At 63.6% G+C, this 14842-nt stretch carries 17 protein-coding genes; 15 read left to right on the top strand and 2 right to left on the bottom strand.

Annotated features, from left to right (window positions below):
- The first annotated feature begins 17 nt into the window (after positions 1-17).
- The 5 genes from tgt (at position 18) to nlpI (ending at position 5530) form a co-directional block, all read left to right on the top strand.
- Positions 18-1166, top strand: coding sequence for a tRNA guanosine(34) transglycosylase Tgt (gene tgt, locus AN401_RS13415; RefSeq protein WP_096779644.1), 1149 nt, complete (start codon positions 18-20; stop codon positions 1164-1166).
- A 212-nt stretch (positions 1167-1378) separates the two neighbouring features.
- Positions 1379-1705, top strand: a complete 327-nt coding sequence (gene yajC, locus AN401_RS13410; protein ID WP_094040131.1) for a preprotein translocase subunit YajC — start codon at positions 1379-1381, stop codon at positions 1703-1705.
- 21 nt (positions 1706-1726) lie between these two features.
- Complete coding sequence (gene secD / locus AN401_RS13405; RefSeq protein ID WP_096779643.1) at positions 1727-3580, top strand: protein translocase subunit SecD; 1854 nt, start codon at positions 1727-1729, stop codon at positions 3578-3580.
- A gap of 12 nt (positions 3581-3592) precedes the next feature.
- Positions 3593-4537, top strand: coding sequence for a protein translocase subunit SecF (secF, locus tag AN401_RS13400; RefSeq protein WP_094040133.1), 945 nt, complete (start codon positions 3593-3595; stop codon positions 4535-4537).
- 159 nt (positions 4538-4696) lie between these two features.
- A complete protein-coding gene (gene nlpI, locus AN401_RS13395) occupies positions 4697-5530 on the top strand; it encodes a lipoprotein NlpI (RefSeq protein WP_232513313.1) in 834 nt (277 codons plus the stop codon).
- Between the two features lie 25 nt (positions 5531-5555).
- On the opposite strand, the gene AN401_RS13390 is transcribed toward nlpI, so the two are convergent.
- Together AN401_RS13390 and ubiU are read right to left on the bottom strand one after the other, a co-directional pair.
- The gene (locus AN401_RS13390) at positions 5556-6455 is read right to left on the bottom strand and encodes a U32 family peptidase (RefSeq protein ID WP_094040135.1); all 900 of its coding nucleotides are present in this window, start codon (positions 6453-6455) and stop codon (positions 5556-5558) included.
- Between the two features lie 8 nt (positions 6456-6463).
- The gene (gene ubiU, locus AN401_RS13385; RefSeq protein WP_096779642.1) at positions 6464-7459 is read right to left on the bottom strand and encodes a ubiquinone anaerobic biosynthesis protein UbiU; all 996 of its coding nucleotides are present in this window, start codon (positions 7457-7459) and stop codon (positions 6464-6466) included.
- A gap of 452 nt (positions 7460-7911) precedes the next feature.
- On the opposite strand from ubiU, the gene ubiT reads away from it, so the two are divergent.
- The 10 genes from ubiT to iscX all read left to right on the top strand — a co-directional run bounded on the left by ubiT (position 7912) and on the right by iscX (position 14765).
- On the top strand, positions 7912-8436 hold the full coding sequence (ubiT, locus tag AN401_RS13380; protein WP_096779641.1) for a ubiquinone anaerobic biosynthesis accessory factor UbiT: 525 nt from the start codon (positions 7912-7914) through the stop codon (positions 8434-8436).
- A gap of 58 nt (positions 8437-8494) precedes the next feature.
- The gene (gene trmJ / locus AN401_RS13375) at positions 8495-9226 is read left to right on the top strand and encodes a tRNA (cytosine(32)/uridine(32)-2'-O)-methyltransferase TrmJ (protein WP_094040152.1); all 732 of its coding nucleotides are present in this window, start codon (positions 8495-8497) and stop codon (positions 9224-9226) included.
- Between the two features lie 79 nt (positions 9227-9305).
- Positions 9306-9803 (top strand): Fe-S cluster assembly transcriptional regulator IscR, encoded by a 498-nt coding sequence (gene iscR / locus AN401_RS13370; RefSeq protein WP_094040138.1) that lies wholly within the window; start codon positions 9306-9308, stop codon positions 9801-9803.
- A gap of 51 nt (positions 9804-9854) precedes the next feature.
- Positions 9855-11069 (top strand): IscS subfamily cysteine desulfurase, encoded by a 1215-nt coding sequence (locus tag AN401_RS13365; protein ID WP_094040139.1) that lies wholly within the window; start codon positions 9855-9857, stop codon positions 11067-11069.
- Between the two features lie 42 nt (positions 11070-11111).
- On the top strand, positions 11112-11498 hold the full coding sequence (gene iscU, locus AN401_RS13360) for a Fe-S cluster assembly scaffold IscU (RefSeq protein WP_094040140.1): 387 nt from the start codon (positions 11112-11114) through the stop codon (positions 11496-11498).
- A 12-nt stretch (positions 11499-11510) separates the two neighbouring features.
- Positions 11511-11834 (top strand): iron-sulfur cluster assembly protein IscA, encoded by a 324-nt coding sequence (gene iscA / locus AN401_RS13355; protein ID WP_094040141.1) that lies wholly within the window; start codon positions 11511-11513, stop codon positions 11832-11834.
- Positions 11835-11844: 10 nt separating this feature from the next.
- Complete coding sequence (hscB, locus tag AN401_RS13350) at positions 11845-12363, top strand: co-chaperone HscB (RefSeq protein WP_094040142.1); 519 nt, start codon at positions 11845-11847, stop codon at positions 12361-12363.
- Between the two features lie 5 nt (positions 12364-12368).
- A complete protein-coding gene (gene hscA, locus AN401_RS13345) occupies positions 12369-14210 on the top strand; it encodes a Fe-S protein assembly chaperone HscA (protein WP_096779640.1) in 1842 nt (613 codons plus the stop codon).
- A gap of 2 nt (positions 14211-14212) precedes the next feature.
- Positions 14213-14551 carry an ISC system 2Fe-2S type ferredoxin gene (fdx, locus tag AN401_RS13340; protein ID WP_094040144.1) on the top strand — a complete coding sequence of 113 codons (339 nt, stop codon included), beginning with the start codon at positions 14213-14215 and terminating at the stop codon, positions 14549-14551.
- 13 nt (positions 14552-14564) lie between these two features.
- On the top strand, positions 14565-14765 hold the full coding sequence (gene iscX / locus AN401_RS13335; protein WP_094040145.1) for a Fe-S cluster assembly protein IscX: 201 nt from the start codon (positions 14565-14567) through the stop codon (positions 14763-14765).
- Positions 14766-14842: the final 77 nt, after the last annotated feature.

Below are 14842 nucleotides of genomic sequence, written 5' to 3'. Positions count from 1 at the left end.
GCCAGTAGAGGTAACCGATGAAATTTGAACTGCAAACCACCGATGGCCGCGCCCGCCGCGGCCGGCTTGTCTTCGACCGGGGCGTGGTGGAAACCCCGGCCTTTATGCCGGTGGGCACCTATGGCACCGTCAAGGGCATGACCCCGGAAGAAGTCACCGCCACCGGCGCCCAGATCCTGCTCGGCAACACCTTCCACCTGTGGATCCGTCCGGGCCAGGAGGTGATGAAGCTGCACGGGGATCTGCACGACTTCATGAACTGGCAGGGCCCCATCCTCACCGATTCCGGCGGCTTCCAGGTGTTCAGCCTGGGCGACATCCGCAAGATCACCGAGGAAGGCGTCTACTTCCGCAACCCGGTCAACGGCGACAAGATCTTCCTGGCGCCGGAAACCTCGATGGAGATCCAGTACGATCTGGGCTCCGACATCGTGATGATCATGGACGAATGCACCCCCTATCCGGCCACCTGGGAGGAAGCCAAAAAATCGATGGAGATGTCCCTGCGCTGGGCCAAACGGTCGCGGGATCACTTCGACAAGCTCGGCAACAAGAACGCCCTGTTCGGCATCATCCAGGGCAGCGTCTATGAGGATCTGCGCGACCAGTCCCTGGAAGGGCTGCTGGACATCGGCTTCGACGGCTACGCGGTGGGTGGCCTGGCGGTGGGCGAGCCCAAGCACGAGATGCACAAGGTGCTGGAGCACACCTGTCCGAAGATCCCGGAAGACAAGCCCCGCTACCTGATGGGCGTGGGCAAGCCGGAGGATCTGGTGGAAGGGGTGCGCCGGGGCATCGACATGTTCGACTGCGTGATGCCGACCCGCAACGCCCGCAACGGCCACCTGTTCACCACCGAAGGGGTGGTGAAGATCCGCAACGCCAAGCACAAGACCGACACCGGCCCGCTGGACGCGGATTGCGATTGCTACACCTGCAAGCACTACTCGCGCTCCTATCTGCACCACCTGGACAAGTGCAACGAGATCCTGGGTGCGCGTTTAAACACCATTCACAACCTGCGCTACTACCAGCGGGTGATGGAAGGTTTACGTGGAGCCATAGAGCAGGGTAAATTAGACGACTTTGTAGCTGAGTTCTATGGCCGGCAGGGCAGACCCGTGCCGCCATTGGGCCAGAGCGCAGTTGAACACGGCGAAGGATAAGAGCGGTGAGAACAGGCAGCAGCTAAGCCGACCGTCACCTGCCAGCGCCGAAAATTGCTCCTGCATTTTCGGCATTTCCGCCATCCCTGGCGGTCAGATGCAGGTGCGAGCCAAGAAGTGAATGTTCATGGCGTGTCGGCGTGCTGTGCCTGTTTTCGCCGATGCACTATGCCGGATAACAGCTTTTAACCATCAACGAGGAACCAAAACGAATGGATATTATCTCCAAAGCTTATGCCCAGGGCGGCTCCGCCGGCGGCGGTATGGAAATGATCATCATGCTGGTCGTGTTCGGCCTGATCTTCTACTTCATGATCTTCCGTCCCCAGTCCAAGCGGGTGAAAGAGCACAAGAACCTGATGTCTTCCCTGAGCAAGGGCGACGAGGTGCTGACCAACGGCGGCCTGGTGGGCAAGATTGCCAAGATCTCCGCCGAGAACGACTATGTGGTGCTGAACCTGAGCGAACAGACTCAAGTGACCATCAAAAAGGACTTTATCACCGCCGTCCTGCCCAAGGGCTCTATCCAGTCCCTTTAATTTCCTATCGAGGAGCACAGCGTGTTAAATCGATATCCGCTGTGGAAATACTTGATGGTGATCTGCGTGATCACCATCAGTTTTCTTTATGCAGCACCCAATCTGTTCGGTGAAGACCCTGCCCTGCAGGTGTCCGGCTCCCGTGGTACCCAGGTGACCCCTGAGGTCCTGACTCAGGCCCAACAGACCCTTGATCAGGCCGGCATCGAGGTGCTCAGCGCCGCCCTGGCCGACAACCAGTTACTCATCCGTTTCCGCAATACCGACGATCAGCTCAGGGGCAAGGACCTGGTGGCCGAGGCCCTGGGCGAAAACTACATCACCGCCCTCAACCTGGCCCCCGCCACCCCCTCCTGGTTGCAGGCCATCGGCGCCGGTCCGCTCAAGCTGGGCCTGGATCTGCGCGGCGGCGTGCACTTCCTGATGGAAGTGGACATGGAGGAAGCCCTCAGCCGGGTGCGGGAACAGATGGTGCAGGACTTCCGCACCGATCTGCGCGAGCAGCGCCTGCGCTATTCCGGCGTGGTCGCCCAGGATCAGGGCGCCTTGGTGGTGTTCCGTGAGGCGGACGTCCGCAACCAGGCCCTGACCTATCTGCGCGGGCGCTACCCCGACCTGGTGTTCTCGGAGCGGGACAGTGGCGACAGCTTCGGCCTGTTCGCGGTAATGGGCGAGCAGCGGCTGAAGGAAGTGAAGGAATATGCCCTGCAGCAGAACATCACCATCATCCGCAACCGGGTCAACGAGCTGGGCGTGGCCGAGCCGCTGGTGCAGCGCCAGGGCGCCGAACGCATCGTGGTGCAGCTGCCCGGCATCCAGGATACCGCCCGCGCCAAGGAGATCCTCGGCGCCACCGCTACCCTGGAGTTCCGCCTGGTGGATGAAAGCGCCGACCTGACCGCCGCGGCCGCCGGCCGGGTACCCCCCAACAGCGATCTGCTGCGGGACCGGGAAGGCCGCCCCGTGGTGCTGCAAAAGCGCATCATCCTCACCGGTGAGCATATCGTCGACGCCAGCTCCGGCATGGACGAGTTCAGCCGCCCGCAGGTGAACATCAGCCTGGATGCCCCTGGTGGCAGCCGCATGGCCGATTTTACCAAGGACAACGTGGGCCGGCCCATGGCGACCGTGTTCACCGAGTACAAGCCCACCGACGAACTGAACGAAGACGGCTCCCGCAAGTTCCGCAAGGATCAGGAAGTCATCAACGTGGCCACCATCCAGTCGCGGCTGGGACGCAGCTTCCGCATCACCGGCATCGGCTCCATGGCCGAGGCCCAGAACCTGGCGCTGCTGCTGCGGGCCGGCGCCCTGATCGCGCCCATCCAGATAGTGGAAGAGCGCACCATAGGCCCGAGCCTGGGACAGCAGAACGTGGAAAACGGCCTGATGGCCATGATCTACGGCATGCTGGCGGTGGTGCTGTTCATGACCATCTACTACCGCAAGTTCGGCCTGGTGGCCAACGCCGCCCTGCTGGCCAACGTGGTGATCATCATCGGCGTGATGTCGATGGTGCCGGGGGCGACCATGACGCTGCCGGGCATCGCCGGTATCGTGCTCACCATCGGCATGTCGGTGGACGCCAACGTGCTGATCTTCGAGCGGATCCGCGAGGAGTTGCGCGGTGGCCGCAGCGTGCAGCAGGCGATACACCTGGGCTACGAGAAGGCGCTCAGCACCATTGCCGACGCCAACATCACCACCCTGATCACCGCCGTCATCCTGTTTGCGGTGGGCACGGGCCCGGTCAAGGGCTTTGCCGTGACCCTGATGATCGGCATCCTCGCCTCCATGTTCACCGCCATCGTCGGCACCCGGGCGCTGGTCAACCTGATCTGGGGCGGCAAGCGTCTCAGCAAACTGCCGATATGAGGAAAGTGACCCATGTTTGAGATCCTCAAGACCAGAGCGCCCATCCGCTTTATGCGCTATTCCAGGGCGGCGACGGTGCTGTCCCTGGTGCTGATCGCCCTGTCCTTCTTCAGCCTGGCCACCCGTGGCCTGAACTGGGGCCTGGACTTTACCGGCGGCACCGTGGTGGAAGTGGCCTTCGAGCAGGCGGTGGACCTGGACCGGGTGCGTGACCGCCTCGACGGGGCCGGTCTGCCCGGCGCCACGGTGCAGCATTTCGGCACCAGCCGGGATCTGCTGATCCGCCTGGCGCCCCAGGAAAACGTCAACGTGCAGCAGCAAGGCGAGTCGGTACTGGCGGCCATGCAGCAGGTATCCCCGTCCGCCGCGATGAAGCGGCTGGAGTTCGTCGGCCCGGCCATCGGCGCCGAGCTGGCCGAGCAGGGCGGCCTGGCGATACTGGTGGCGCTGCTCTGTATCCTGGTGTACGTGGGCATGCGCTTCGAGTGGCGTCTGGCCTCCGGCGCCGTATTGTCCCTGGCCCACGACGTGGTGATCACCCTGGGTGTGTTCTCCTGGCTGCAGATCGAGGTGGATCTCACCATAGTGGCGGCCCTGCTGACGGTGGTGGGTTACTCCCTCAACGACACCATAGTGGTGTTCGACCGGGTGCGGGAAAACTTCCGCCGGGTGCGGGACACCACCACCGCCGAGGTGTTCGACGAGGCCATTACCGATACCCTGAGCCGGACCCTGATCACCTCGGCCACCACCCTGGTGGTGGTGGTGGCGCTGTTCCTCAAGGGCGGGGCGCTGATCCACGGTTTTGCCACCGCCTTGCTGCTGGGCATCGGCTTCGGCACCTACTCGTCCATCTATATCGCCAGCGCCTGGGCCATGCTGCTCGGGGTACAGCGGGAGCACATGCTGCCGCCGCAGGTGGAGAAGGAAGGGGCGGACCAGGAACCGCTGCCGTAATGGGGATTGCAAAGGGGCCGGTCGCGCCCCTTTTTATTTGTGAAATGCATTTGCAACATGACAAACGTCGTGGAGCTGCATAACATGTGGCCATAATAAGACAAGTTCGGAGCCGACTTGAAAGACAGATTTTTGCTCGGTCCTTTAGCCCTTCTCGGAGTGCTACTGACCGGTTGCAGTGCGCCCAAGGCAGTCACACCCACCCTGGTGCTGCCGGTGCCGATGCAGGTTTCCTACGAGAGTGAACTGGGTATCGCCCGCCTGGGGCAGATGCTGAACGCGCCCGGCCTGACGCCGGAGCAGCGGGCCGAGCTGTTCTTTCAGCGCGGCGTGGTGTTCGACCGGGTCGGGCTGCGGGCCATGGCCAGGCTGGACTTCAACCGCGCCCTGCGCGAGCGGCCCGACTTCGCCGACGCCTACAACCTCAACGGCGTCTACCTGACCCAGAACCAGGAGTTCGACGAGGCCTACGAGGCGTTCGACTCGGCGCTGGAGCTGGCCCCCGACTATGCCTATGCCAACCTTAACCGGGGCATCGCCCTCTATTACGGCGGCCGGCCCGGGCTGGCGGCGCGGGATCTGAAAATCTTCCTGGATGAGGATCCGGGTGACCCCTACCGCCTGCTGTGGTGGTATCTGGCGCTGGAGCAGATTGATCCCCGGGCGGCGCTCGAGCAATTGGCCGCGCACCGTCAGCAATATGCCACCGAGGAGTGGGCCTGGGATATCGTCGGTGTCTACCTCGGCGAAGTGAGCGACGAGCAACTGCTCAACCGCATATCGGAAGAAAGCGCGGACAACCAGGAGCTGGCCGAGCGGCTGTGCGAGGCCTATTTCTATCTCGCCAAACAGGCTCAGCGCAACGGCCAGCCGGACCAGGCGGCGGTGTATTTCAAGCTGGCCCTGGCCACCAACATCTACGACTTCGTCGAACACCGCTATTCCCTGCTGGAGCTCGATCTTATCGGCGAACAGGCCCGGCTGCGGCGATAGCAGAGGGGGCCTGCGCCCCCTTTCCTTATTCTACCTCCATCCCTGCCGGCGACGGCAGCCACTCCATGCCCGGCAACTGGTTCCAGTAGCCGTTGCAAAAGCGGGAAGCCAGCCGATAGGGGCGGGGCTGCCCGGCCTGCTCGGCAAAGCGTCCTATCCACTCCAGGCAGTCGCGGCTGTGGGCGCTGATGCGCACCGCGTCCACCCAGCCGTTCATGCCCGGTACCTCGTTGATCAGGTTGTAGCAGTAGCCCGACTGGGTCTGGATACCGTTGAGGTTGAACACCGGCTGGCCTTCCTGGGTGTTGGCCTGGCGGCCACTGGGATAGTTGATGCATACCAGCTCGCACTCGTCCTTGGGCCGGTTTTCCGCCCGGGCCGTGAAACAGCGCGCCGAATAGGCCAGGGGCAGGTAGCCGTAGCCGAACACCTCGAGCTGGAAGCGGGCACGCAGGCCTGCTGCCTCCGCCGCCCGGTGGATGTCCCACAGCCAGGCGCGGGACAGCTCCACCGGCGGTACCCAGGTGGTCATGCCCTTGTCCAGCAGCAGCCGCAGTGTCTCCAGGTTGTAAACATTGAGCGCCGGCCCGCCGACGAAGGGCAGGCGGTGCTCATGGGCCAACTGCACCGCCCCGAGATCGTTGGCTTCTATCTGCAGCTCGCCCTGTTCGCACAGCTTTTTGATGGTGAGCAGCTCCGCCGGCGCCTGGATCAGCGCCAGGGTGGACAGCACCACCTCCTTGCCGGCGGCGGAGAGCTCCCGGGCCAGGTCAAGCCAGTCGGCGGTTTTCAGCTCCCGGCGCTTGGGACAGACGGTTTCGCCCAGGTAGAGGCGTCGGCAGGGGGTGGCCAGGGCGGCCTGGTAGAAATCCTCGACCTGTGCCCTGGGCCAGAAGAACAGCAGGGGTCCGAGATGAAGTTGCATATGTGCTCCTATTGCCATTTGCGATGATAGGCGCCCAGGGTGGTCTGGCTGCCTTCGGAGACCCCGTCGAGCCGCTGCGTCCAGGCCGGCCGTACCGCATAGCCTTCGGGCGTGGCGAGGTAGGCATCCAGGGCCTGGCGCCAGACCCGGGTGACCTCGGCCACGTAGGCGGGGCTGCGCTGGCGGCCCTCTATCTTGACCGACTTCACCCCCAGCCGGGCCAGATCGGGGATCAGGCTCAGGGTATTGAGGCTGGTGGGCTCTTCCAGGGTATGGAAGCGCTTGCCATCCACCTCGAAACGGCCCTTGCACAGGGTGGGGTAGCCGGCCTGTTCGCCTTCGGCGAAGCGGTCGATCAGCACGCCGTTCAGGCGCGATTCCAGTTGTTCGCCTTGCTCCTCCCAGCGTACAAAGCGGGCCGGGGAGCAGGCGCCCACCGTATTGGGGCTCTCTCCGGTGAGGTAGGAGGAGAGGTAGCAGCGCCCCTCGGCCATGATGCACAGGCTGCCGAAGGCGAACACCTCCAGTTCGGCGTCGGTGTCTTTGGCTATCTGGCGTACCTGCTGGATGGAGAGCACCCGCGGCAGCACCACTCGCCGGACCTTGAAGTTGTCCCGGAAAAAGCGGATGGCGGCGGCGTTGGTGGCGCTGGCCTGCACCGACAGGTGCAGCTCCGCCTGGGGATAGGTGCGGGCGGTATAGGCCAGGATGGCGGTATCGGCGATGATCAGGGCGTCGGCGCCCAGGGCCACGGCCTGATCCACGGCGCCCTGCCAGAGCGCTTCATTACCCTGGTGAGCGAAGGTGTTGATGGCCACATGCAGCTTGCGGCCGTGCCGGCGCAGGTAGTCCACGCCCTCGCGCAGGCCGCGCTCGGTGAAGTTGAGGCCGGCGAAATGGCGGGCGTTGGTCTGGTCTTTGAAGCCGATATAGACGGCGTCGGCGCCCTGGTCGACGGCCGCCTTCAGCGCCGGCAGGCTGCCGGCGGGACAGAGTAGTTCCATAGCGTTCACTCCGGTTTACAAGGCGGTCAGTCTAAGCAGGGATGCATAACCGGCATTTGATTTGAAACAAAACAGCCGTGATTTGATTTGGCGCAGGACGACCTCGTCCGTAGCCTGCTTTGATATGCCTTTACCCCTGGACCAGGCCCTGTGGCCGACGCCGAGAAAGGGTCAGAAGATAACTAACTGTTCCGGATGGTAGATCACTACCGGAAGCGACTGGGTTCCGCTAAGCAGACCCTCCGCGCCAGGGATGGCGCGGCGGAGCCCCCAGGGGGCGAGCTTGCTCGCCGTGACGAGCGGTTTCAGCCTGGCCGAATATCCAGTGAATGTTCGCAGCAGGCTGAAACAGTGAGTGTCATGTCCTCACGGCGAGTCTGCGTGCGGGGCCCGGTCGATGTAGCACTATTAGGAACAGTTATTTATTGTCAATCAACCGAGAGGAGCCCGTTATGTTGCCCCTGTTATGCCGGACCCTGAGCGAGCGGGGGCCGGCCCTGCTGCGTCCCCCCTTGCGTTACCTGCCCCACCGGCTGCAGACGCCGCTGATGGAAGCCCTGCTCAACCGCGGGCTGGCCGAGCCCATCAAGGACGGCGAACTGGATTTCCTGGCGCACCGTTGCCTGCAGCTGTGGGTGCCGGATCTGGACTACCGGCTGAGCCTGGGCTATGCCGGGGGGCGCCTTACCCTGCTGCGGGACAGCGAGGCCGACGTGGTGATCCGCTGTGCCCTGAACGATCTTATCCGCCTCAGCGCCGGTGAGCGGGATCCGGACACCCTGTTCTTCCAGCGCCGGCTGCTGATCACCGGCGACACCGAGCTGGGGCTGGAGTGCAAGAACCTGCTCGACCGGCTGGAGCCGGGCCGCCAGCCCCCCTGGCTGCAGCGCCTGTTGCGGCTGCTGGCGACGGTGCTGGCCCAGGCCGGACGTGCGCCCGCTCCCAAAGCCGGTGCCGGGCTGCAGGATAACACCTGATCCCGCACCGCGACTGTGCTAGAATCCGGCGCCTTAAGCACTGTTGGACCAAGTGGATATGCTTGAGCAAATACGCATTGTGCTGGTGAACACCTCCCACACCGGCAACATCGGCTCGGCCGCCCGCGCCATGAAGACCATGGGGTTGGGGGATCTGTGCCTGGTCGATCCGGTCAGCCCGCCCGACGGCCAGGCGGTGGCCCTGGCCGCCGGCGCCAGCGACATCCTGGCCAATGCCCGCATAGTGCCGACCCTGGCCGAGGCGGTGGCCGATTGCGGCCTGGTGATCGGCACCAGCGCCCGCTCCCGGACCTGGTCCTGGCCCATGCTCGATGCCCGCGAGGCCGGCGAAAAGGCCATGGCCGAGGCGCCCCGGCACCGGGTGGCGCTGGTGTTCGGCCGGGAGCGCACCGGGCTGAGCAACGAGGAGTTGCAGCAGTGTCACTACCATGTGGCCATCCCCGCCAATCCGGAATACAGTTCGCTCAACCTGGCGATGGCGGTGCAGACGCTGAGCTACGAAGTGCGCATGGCCTGGCTGGCCCGGGACTCCCATCCGGTGGCGGAGCAGGAATACCCGCTGTCGGCGGATTTGGAACGGTTTTACGCGCATCTGGAGCAGACCCTGCTGGACACCGGCTTTATCATCAAGCCGCACCCCGGACAGGTGATGACCAAGCTGCGCCGGCTGTTCAACCGGGCCAGGCCCGAGTCCCATGAGCTGAACATACTGCGCGGCATCCTGACCTCGGTGCAGCGCCGGCAAAAGCAGCGGGAATCCAATAGCTGACTGTTTTGGTAGGACAAATACTTGACTGAAACACTCGGGTATGACACCCTGACGCCATGTCTGGAAACGGTTCAATTACATGAGACTGACATCAAAAGGGCGTTACGCGGTGACCGCCATGCTGGATGTGGCATTGCATGCCGATACCGGTCCGGTGTCCCTGGCCGACATCTCCGAGCGTCAGGGCATTTCCCTGTCTTACCTCGAACAGCTGTTCGCCCGGCTGCGCAAGCAGGGCCTGGTCAGCAGCGTGCGCGGACCCGGTGGCGGCTATCTGCTGGGCATGCAGGCCTCGGCCATCTCGGTGGGGGCGGTGATCGCCGCCGTCGACGAGTCGGTGGATGCCACCAAGTGCCAGGGCAAGGGCGACTGCCACAGCGGCAGCCAGTGCCTGACCCACTCCCTCTGGTGCGCCCTCAGTGATCGGATCAGTAATTTTCTCGACGGTATCAGCCTGGCGGAACTGGTCAGCCAGAAGGACGTCCGGCGGATTTCCGAGCAGCAAGACAGCAATCTGAGCCTGTTGACTCTGGCCGAGCCCGAGCAGCACGAAGTGAGCCTGAAGGTTCAACTTTAATATGTCGATGACAAGACTGCCGAACAGGGCAGCGTTGGAACGGAGAATATGATGAAACTGCCCATTTATCTCGACTATGCGGCGACCTGCCCGGTGGACCCTCGCGTTGCCGAAAAAATGATGCAATGCCTTACCCTCGACGGTATTTTCGGTAACCCGGCTTCCCGCTCGCACCGCTTCGGCTGGCAGGCGGAAGAGGCGGTGGACGTGGCCCGCAACCAGGTGGCGGAGCTGATCAACGCCGACCCGCGCGAGATCGTGTTCACCTCCGGCGCCACCGAGTCCGACAACCTGGCCATCAAGGGTATCGCCAACTTCTACGGCAAGAAGGGCAAGCACATCATCACCTCCAAGACCGAGCACAAGGCGGTCCTGGACCCTTGCCGCCAGCTGGAGCGGGAAGGTTTCGAGGTCACCTACCTCGAGCCCCAGTCCAACGGCCTGTTCACCCTGGAGCAGATCGAAAACGCCATGCGTGACGACACCATACTGGTGAGCATCATGCACGTGAACAACGAAACCGGCGTGATCCAGGACGTCAAGGCCATCGGCGAGCTGTGCCGCAGCCGCAAGATCATGTTCCATGTGGATGCCGCCCAGAGCGCCGGCAAGATAGCCATCGATGTGCAGGACATGAACATCGACCTGCTGTCCCTGTCCGCCCACAAGATTTACGGTCCCAAGGGCATCGGTGCCCTCTACGTCTGCCGCAAGCCGCGGGTGCGGCTCGAAGCCCAGATGCACGGCGGCGGCCACGAGCGCGGCATGCGCTCCGGCACCCTGGCCACCCACCAGATAGTGGGCATGGGCGAGGCCTTCCGCATCGCCAGGGAAGAAATGGCCGCCGAGGGTGAGCGCATCCGCGCCCTGCGCGACCGCCTCTACCAGGGCGTGAAGGATATCGAGGAAGTCTATGTCAACGGCGACCTGGAGCAGCGGGTGCCCGGCATCCTCAACATCAGCTTCGCCTATGTGGAAGGCGAGTCCCTGATGATGGCGCTCAAGGATCTGGCGGTGTCTTCCGGCTCTGCCTGTACCTCCGCCAGCCTGGAGCCGTCCTACGTACTGCGTGCCCTGGGGCTGAACGACGAGCTGGCGCACAGCTCCATCCGCTTCAGCATCGGCCGTTTTACCACCGAGGAAGAGATCGATTACGCCGTCCGCCTGGTCAACGAGGCCATCGGCCGCCTGCGCGAGATGTCCCCCCTGTGGGAGATGTTCAAGGACGGCGTGGATCTGGAAAAAGTTGAGTGGGTACACCATTAAGGGTGTCTAACGGATTAAAGGATTGGTGAGGAGTTTTACATCATGGCTTACAGCGAAAAAGTAATTGACCACTACGAGAACCCCCGCAACGTGGGCGGTTTCGACAAGAACGATCCCAACGTGGCCACCGGCATGGTCGGTGCCCCGGCCTGCGGCGACGTGATGAAGCTGCAGCTCAAGATCAATGACGACGGCATCATCGAAGACGCCAAGTTCAAGACCTACGGCTGTGGCTCCGCCATTGCCTCCAGCTCGCTGATCACCGAGTGGGTCAAGGGCAAGAGCCTGGACGAGGCGGCGAGCATCAAGAATACCGACATCGCCGAAGAGCTGGCCCTGCCGCCGGTGAAGATCCACTGCTCCATCCTGGCGGAAGACGCCATCAAGGCGGCGATCGACGATTACAAGAAAAAGAAGAACCTGGCGTAAGGCGGAGCAAGCATGGCGATTACCATTACCGACGCGGCGGCCCAACGGGTGCGGAATTTCCTGGACAACAGGGGCAAGGGCATCGGCCTGCGCCTGGGCGTGAAGACGTCCGGCTGCTCCGGCCTGGCCTATGTGCTGGAGTTCGTGGATGAGCTGGCCGAAGGCGATCAGGTCTTCGAACACGGCGAGGTAAAGGTGATCGTCGACAGCAAGAGCCTGGTGTACCTGGACGGCACCGAGCTCGACTTCGTGAAGGAAGGCCTCAACGAAGGCTTCAAGTTCAACAACCCCAACGTCAACGGGGAATGTGGCTGCGGCGAAAGCTTCAACGTTTAAGGATGCCGGCATGAACTATTTCGAGCTGTTTGGCCTGCCGGAGCAATTCGCACTCGATACCCAGACGCTGTCCGATACCTACCGCCAGCTGCAGATGCAGTTCCATCCCGACAAGTTTGCCTCCCGCCCCGAGCGGGAGCGCCTGCAGGCGGTGCAGCGCGCGGCCCAGATCAACGACGCCTTCACCACCCTGAAGCAGCCCCTGGCCCGCGCCGAGTACCTGCTCTCCCTCCACGGCACCGATATCCGTGCCGAACAGCAGACCCTGAAGGATCCCCTGTTCCTGATGCAGCAGATGGAGTGGCGCGAGCAGCTCGAGGCCATTCCCGGGGCGGATGACGTCTTCGGCGCCATCCTGGCCTTCGACCGGGAGCTGGCCCAGGTATCGGCCGAGCTGTTCGGGGAGCTTGAACGGCAGCTGGACACCGGCCAGTGGGACGCCGCCGCCGATGCGGTACGCAAACTCAAATTCATGACCAAGCTGCACGCCGAACTCGAGCGGCTGGAAGACGCGCAGCAGGAACTCTGAACTCCATGGCATTATTACAAATATCCGAACCGGGCCAGAGCGCGGCCCCGCACGAACACAAATGGGCGGTCGGTATCGATCTGGGCACCACCAATTCCCTGGTGGCGGTGGTGCGCAGCGGCCTGGCCGACACCCTGCCCGACGATCAGGGGCGCGATTTGCTGCCCTCGGTGGTGCACTACCTGGAAGACGGCCTCCGGGTCGGACACGAGGCCAAGCGCGACGCCGAACTCGATCCCCAGAACACCATCGTCTCGGTCAAGCGGCTGATGGGCAAGGCCCTGGCGGACGTGCCCCGGGCCAAGCTGCCCTACGCCTTCCGCGAGCAGGATGGCCTGGTCGAACTCGACACCGTGCAGGGGCCGGTCAATCCGGTGCAGGTGTCGGCCGAGATCCTCAAGAGCCTGGCTGCCCGGGCCGAAGCCAGCCTGGGCAATCCCATCCAGGGCGCGGTGATCACGGTGCCGGCCTATTTCGACGACGCCCAGCGTCAGGGCACCAAGGACGCGGCCCGGCTGGCCGGCCTGGAGGTGCTGCGGCTGCTCAACGAGCCCACCGCCGCCGCCATCGCCTATGGCCTGGACTCGGGCCAGGAAGGGGTGATCGCGGTCTACGATCTCGGCGGCGGCACCTTCGACATCTCCATACTGCGGTTGCACCGGGGCGTGTTCGAGGTACTGGCCACCGGCGGCGACTCCGCCCTGGGCGGCGATGACTTCGACCATGCCCTGGCCGACTGGATCCAGGACCGGGCCGCTGTCGGCGAGCTGAGTCCGACCCAGCAGCGCAACCTGCTGGACCTGGCCTGTGCCGCCAAGCAGGCGCTGACCGACAGCGACCGCGTGGCGCTCGAGTGGGAAGGCTGGCAAGGGGAGCTGACCCGGGCCGGGTTCGACGCCCTGATCCAGCCCTGGGTCAACAAGACCCTGCTGGCCTGCCGCCGGGCCCTGAAGGACGCCGGCGTGACGGCGGCAGAGGTGCTGCAGGTGGTGATGGTGGGCGGTTCCACCCGGGTACCGCTGGTACGCAGCCGGGTAGGCGACTTCTTCGGCCGCGAGCCCCTGACCAGCCTGGATCCGGACAAGGTGGTGGCTATCGGGGCCGCCATCCAGGCCGACGTGCTGATCGGCAACAAGCCCGACAGCGAGATGCTGCTGCTCGACGTCATCCCCCTGTCATTGGGGCTCGAGACCATGGGCGGCCTGGTGGAAAAAATCATACCGCGCAACACCACCATTCCCGTGGCCCGGGCCCAGGAATTCACCACCTTCAAGGATGGCCAGACCGCCATGGCCATCCACGTGGTGCAGGGCGAGCGGGAGCTGGTGGCGGATTGTCGCTCCCTGGCCCGCTTTACCCTCACCGGCATCCCCCCCATGGCGGCCGGCGCCGCCCATATCCGGGTCACCTTCCAGGTGGACGCGGACGGCCTGCTGTCGGTCAGCGCCATGGAGAAATCCTCCGGGGTGCACGCCAGCATAGAGGTCAAGCCCTCCTACGGCCTGAAGGAAGACGATATCGCCAGCATGCTGAAGGCCTCCTTCGAGCATGCCAGGGAGGACATCGCCGCCCGCATGCTGGCGGAGCAGAAGGTGGAGGCCGCCCGGGTGATAGAGAACATCCTCAGCGCCCTGCAGGCCGACGGCGACGAGCTGCTCGACGAGCAGGAGCGGGCCGGGATAGTGGCCGCCATCGAATCCCTGCAGCGCAGTGCCGGGGGCGACGACCCCGAGGCGATCAAGCAGGCGATAGAGCAAACCGATAAAGAAACCGCCGAATTTGCGTCTCGCCGGATGGATGCATCCATTCGCAAGGCACTTGCCGGACAACGTGTTGATAAGGTGTAATAATGCCAAAGATTGTTTTTCTGCCTCATACCGAGTTGTGCCCCGAAGGGGCCGCGGTGGAGGCCAAGCAAGGTGAAACCGTGCTGGACGTGGCCCTGCGCAACGGCATCGCCATCGAGCACGCCTGTGAAAAATCCTGCGCCTGCACCACCTGTCATGTGATAGTGCGCGAGGGCTTCGACTCGCTGGAAGAAAGCAGCGAGCTGGAGGATGATATGCTGGACAAGGCCTGGGGGCTGGAGCCGGAATCCCGGCTCGGCTGCCAGGCCAGGGTCGCCGACGAGGATCTGGTGGTGGAGATCCCCAAATATACGGTGAACATGGTATCCGAAGGTCACTGACCGGGGAGGGGGTATGAGTCTGAAGTGGATAGACAGCCGGGAAATCGCCCTGGCGCTGCTGGAAGCCTATCCGGACACGGATCCCAAGACGGTGCGTTTTACCGATCTGTACCAGTGGATCTGCGAGCTGGAAGACTTCGATGACGATCCTGCCCATTCCAACGAACGCATCCTCGAGGCCGTGATCATGGCCTGGATGGATGAATACGAATAAACGTAAGCTTCCGGCTTCCAGCTTTTTCAAGCCACAGTCCGACTGTGGCTTTTTCCGTTTTCTGTCAACAGAATTAA

The sequence above is a fragment of the Zobellella denitrificans genome (assembly GCF_002407485.1).
GTDB lineage: Bacteria > Pseudomonadota > Gammaproteobacteria > Enterobacterales > Aeromonadaceae > Oceanimonas > Oceanimonas denitrificans.
The sequence above is the reverse complement of the archived record's forward strand: the minus strand, read 5'-3'. Positions and strand labels throughout refer to the sequence as shown.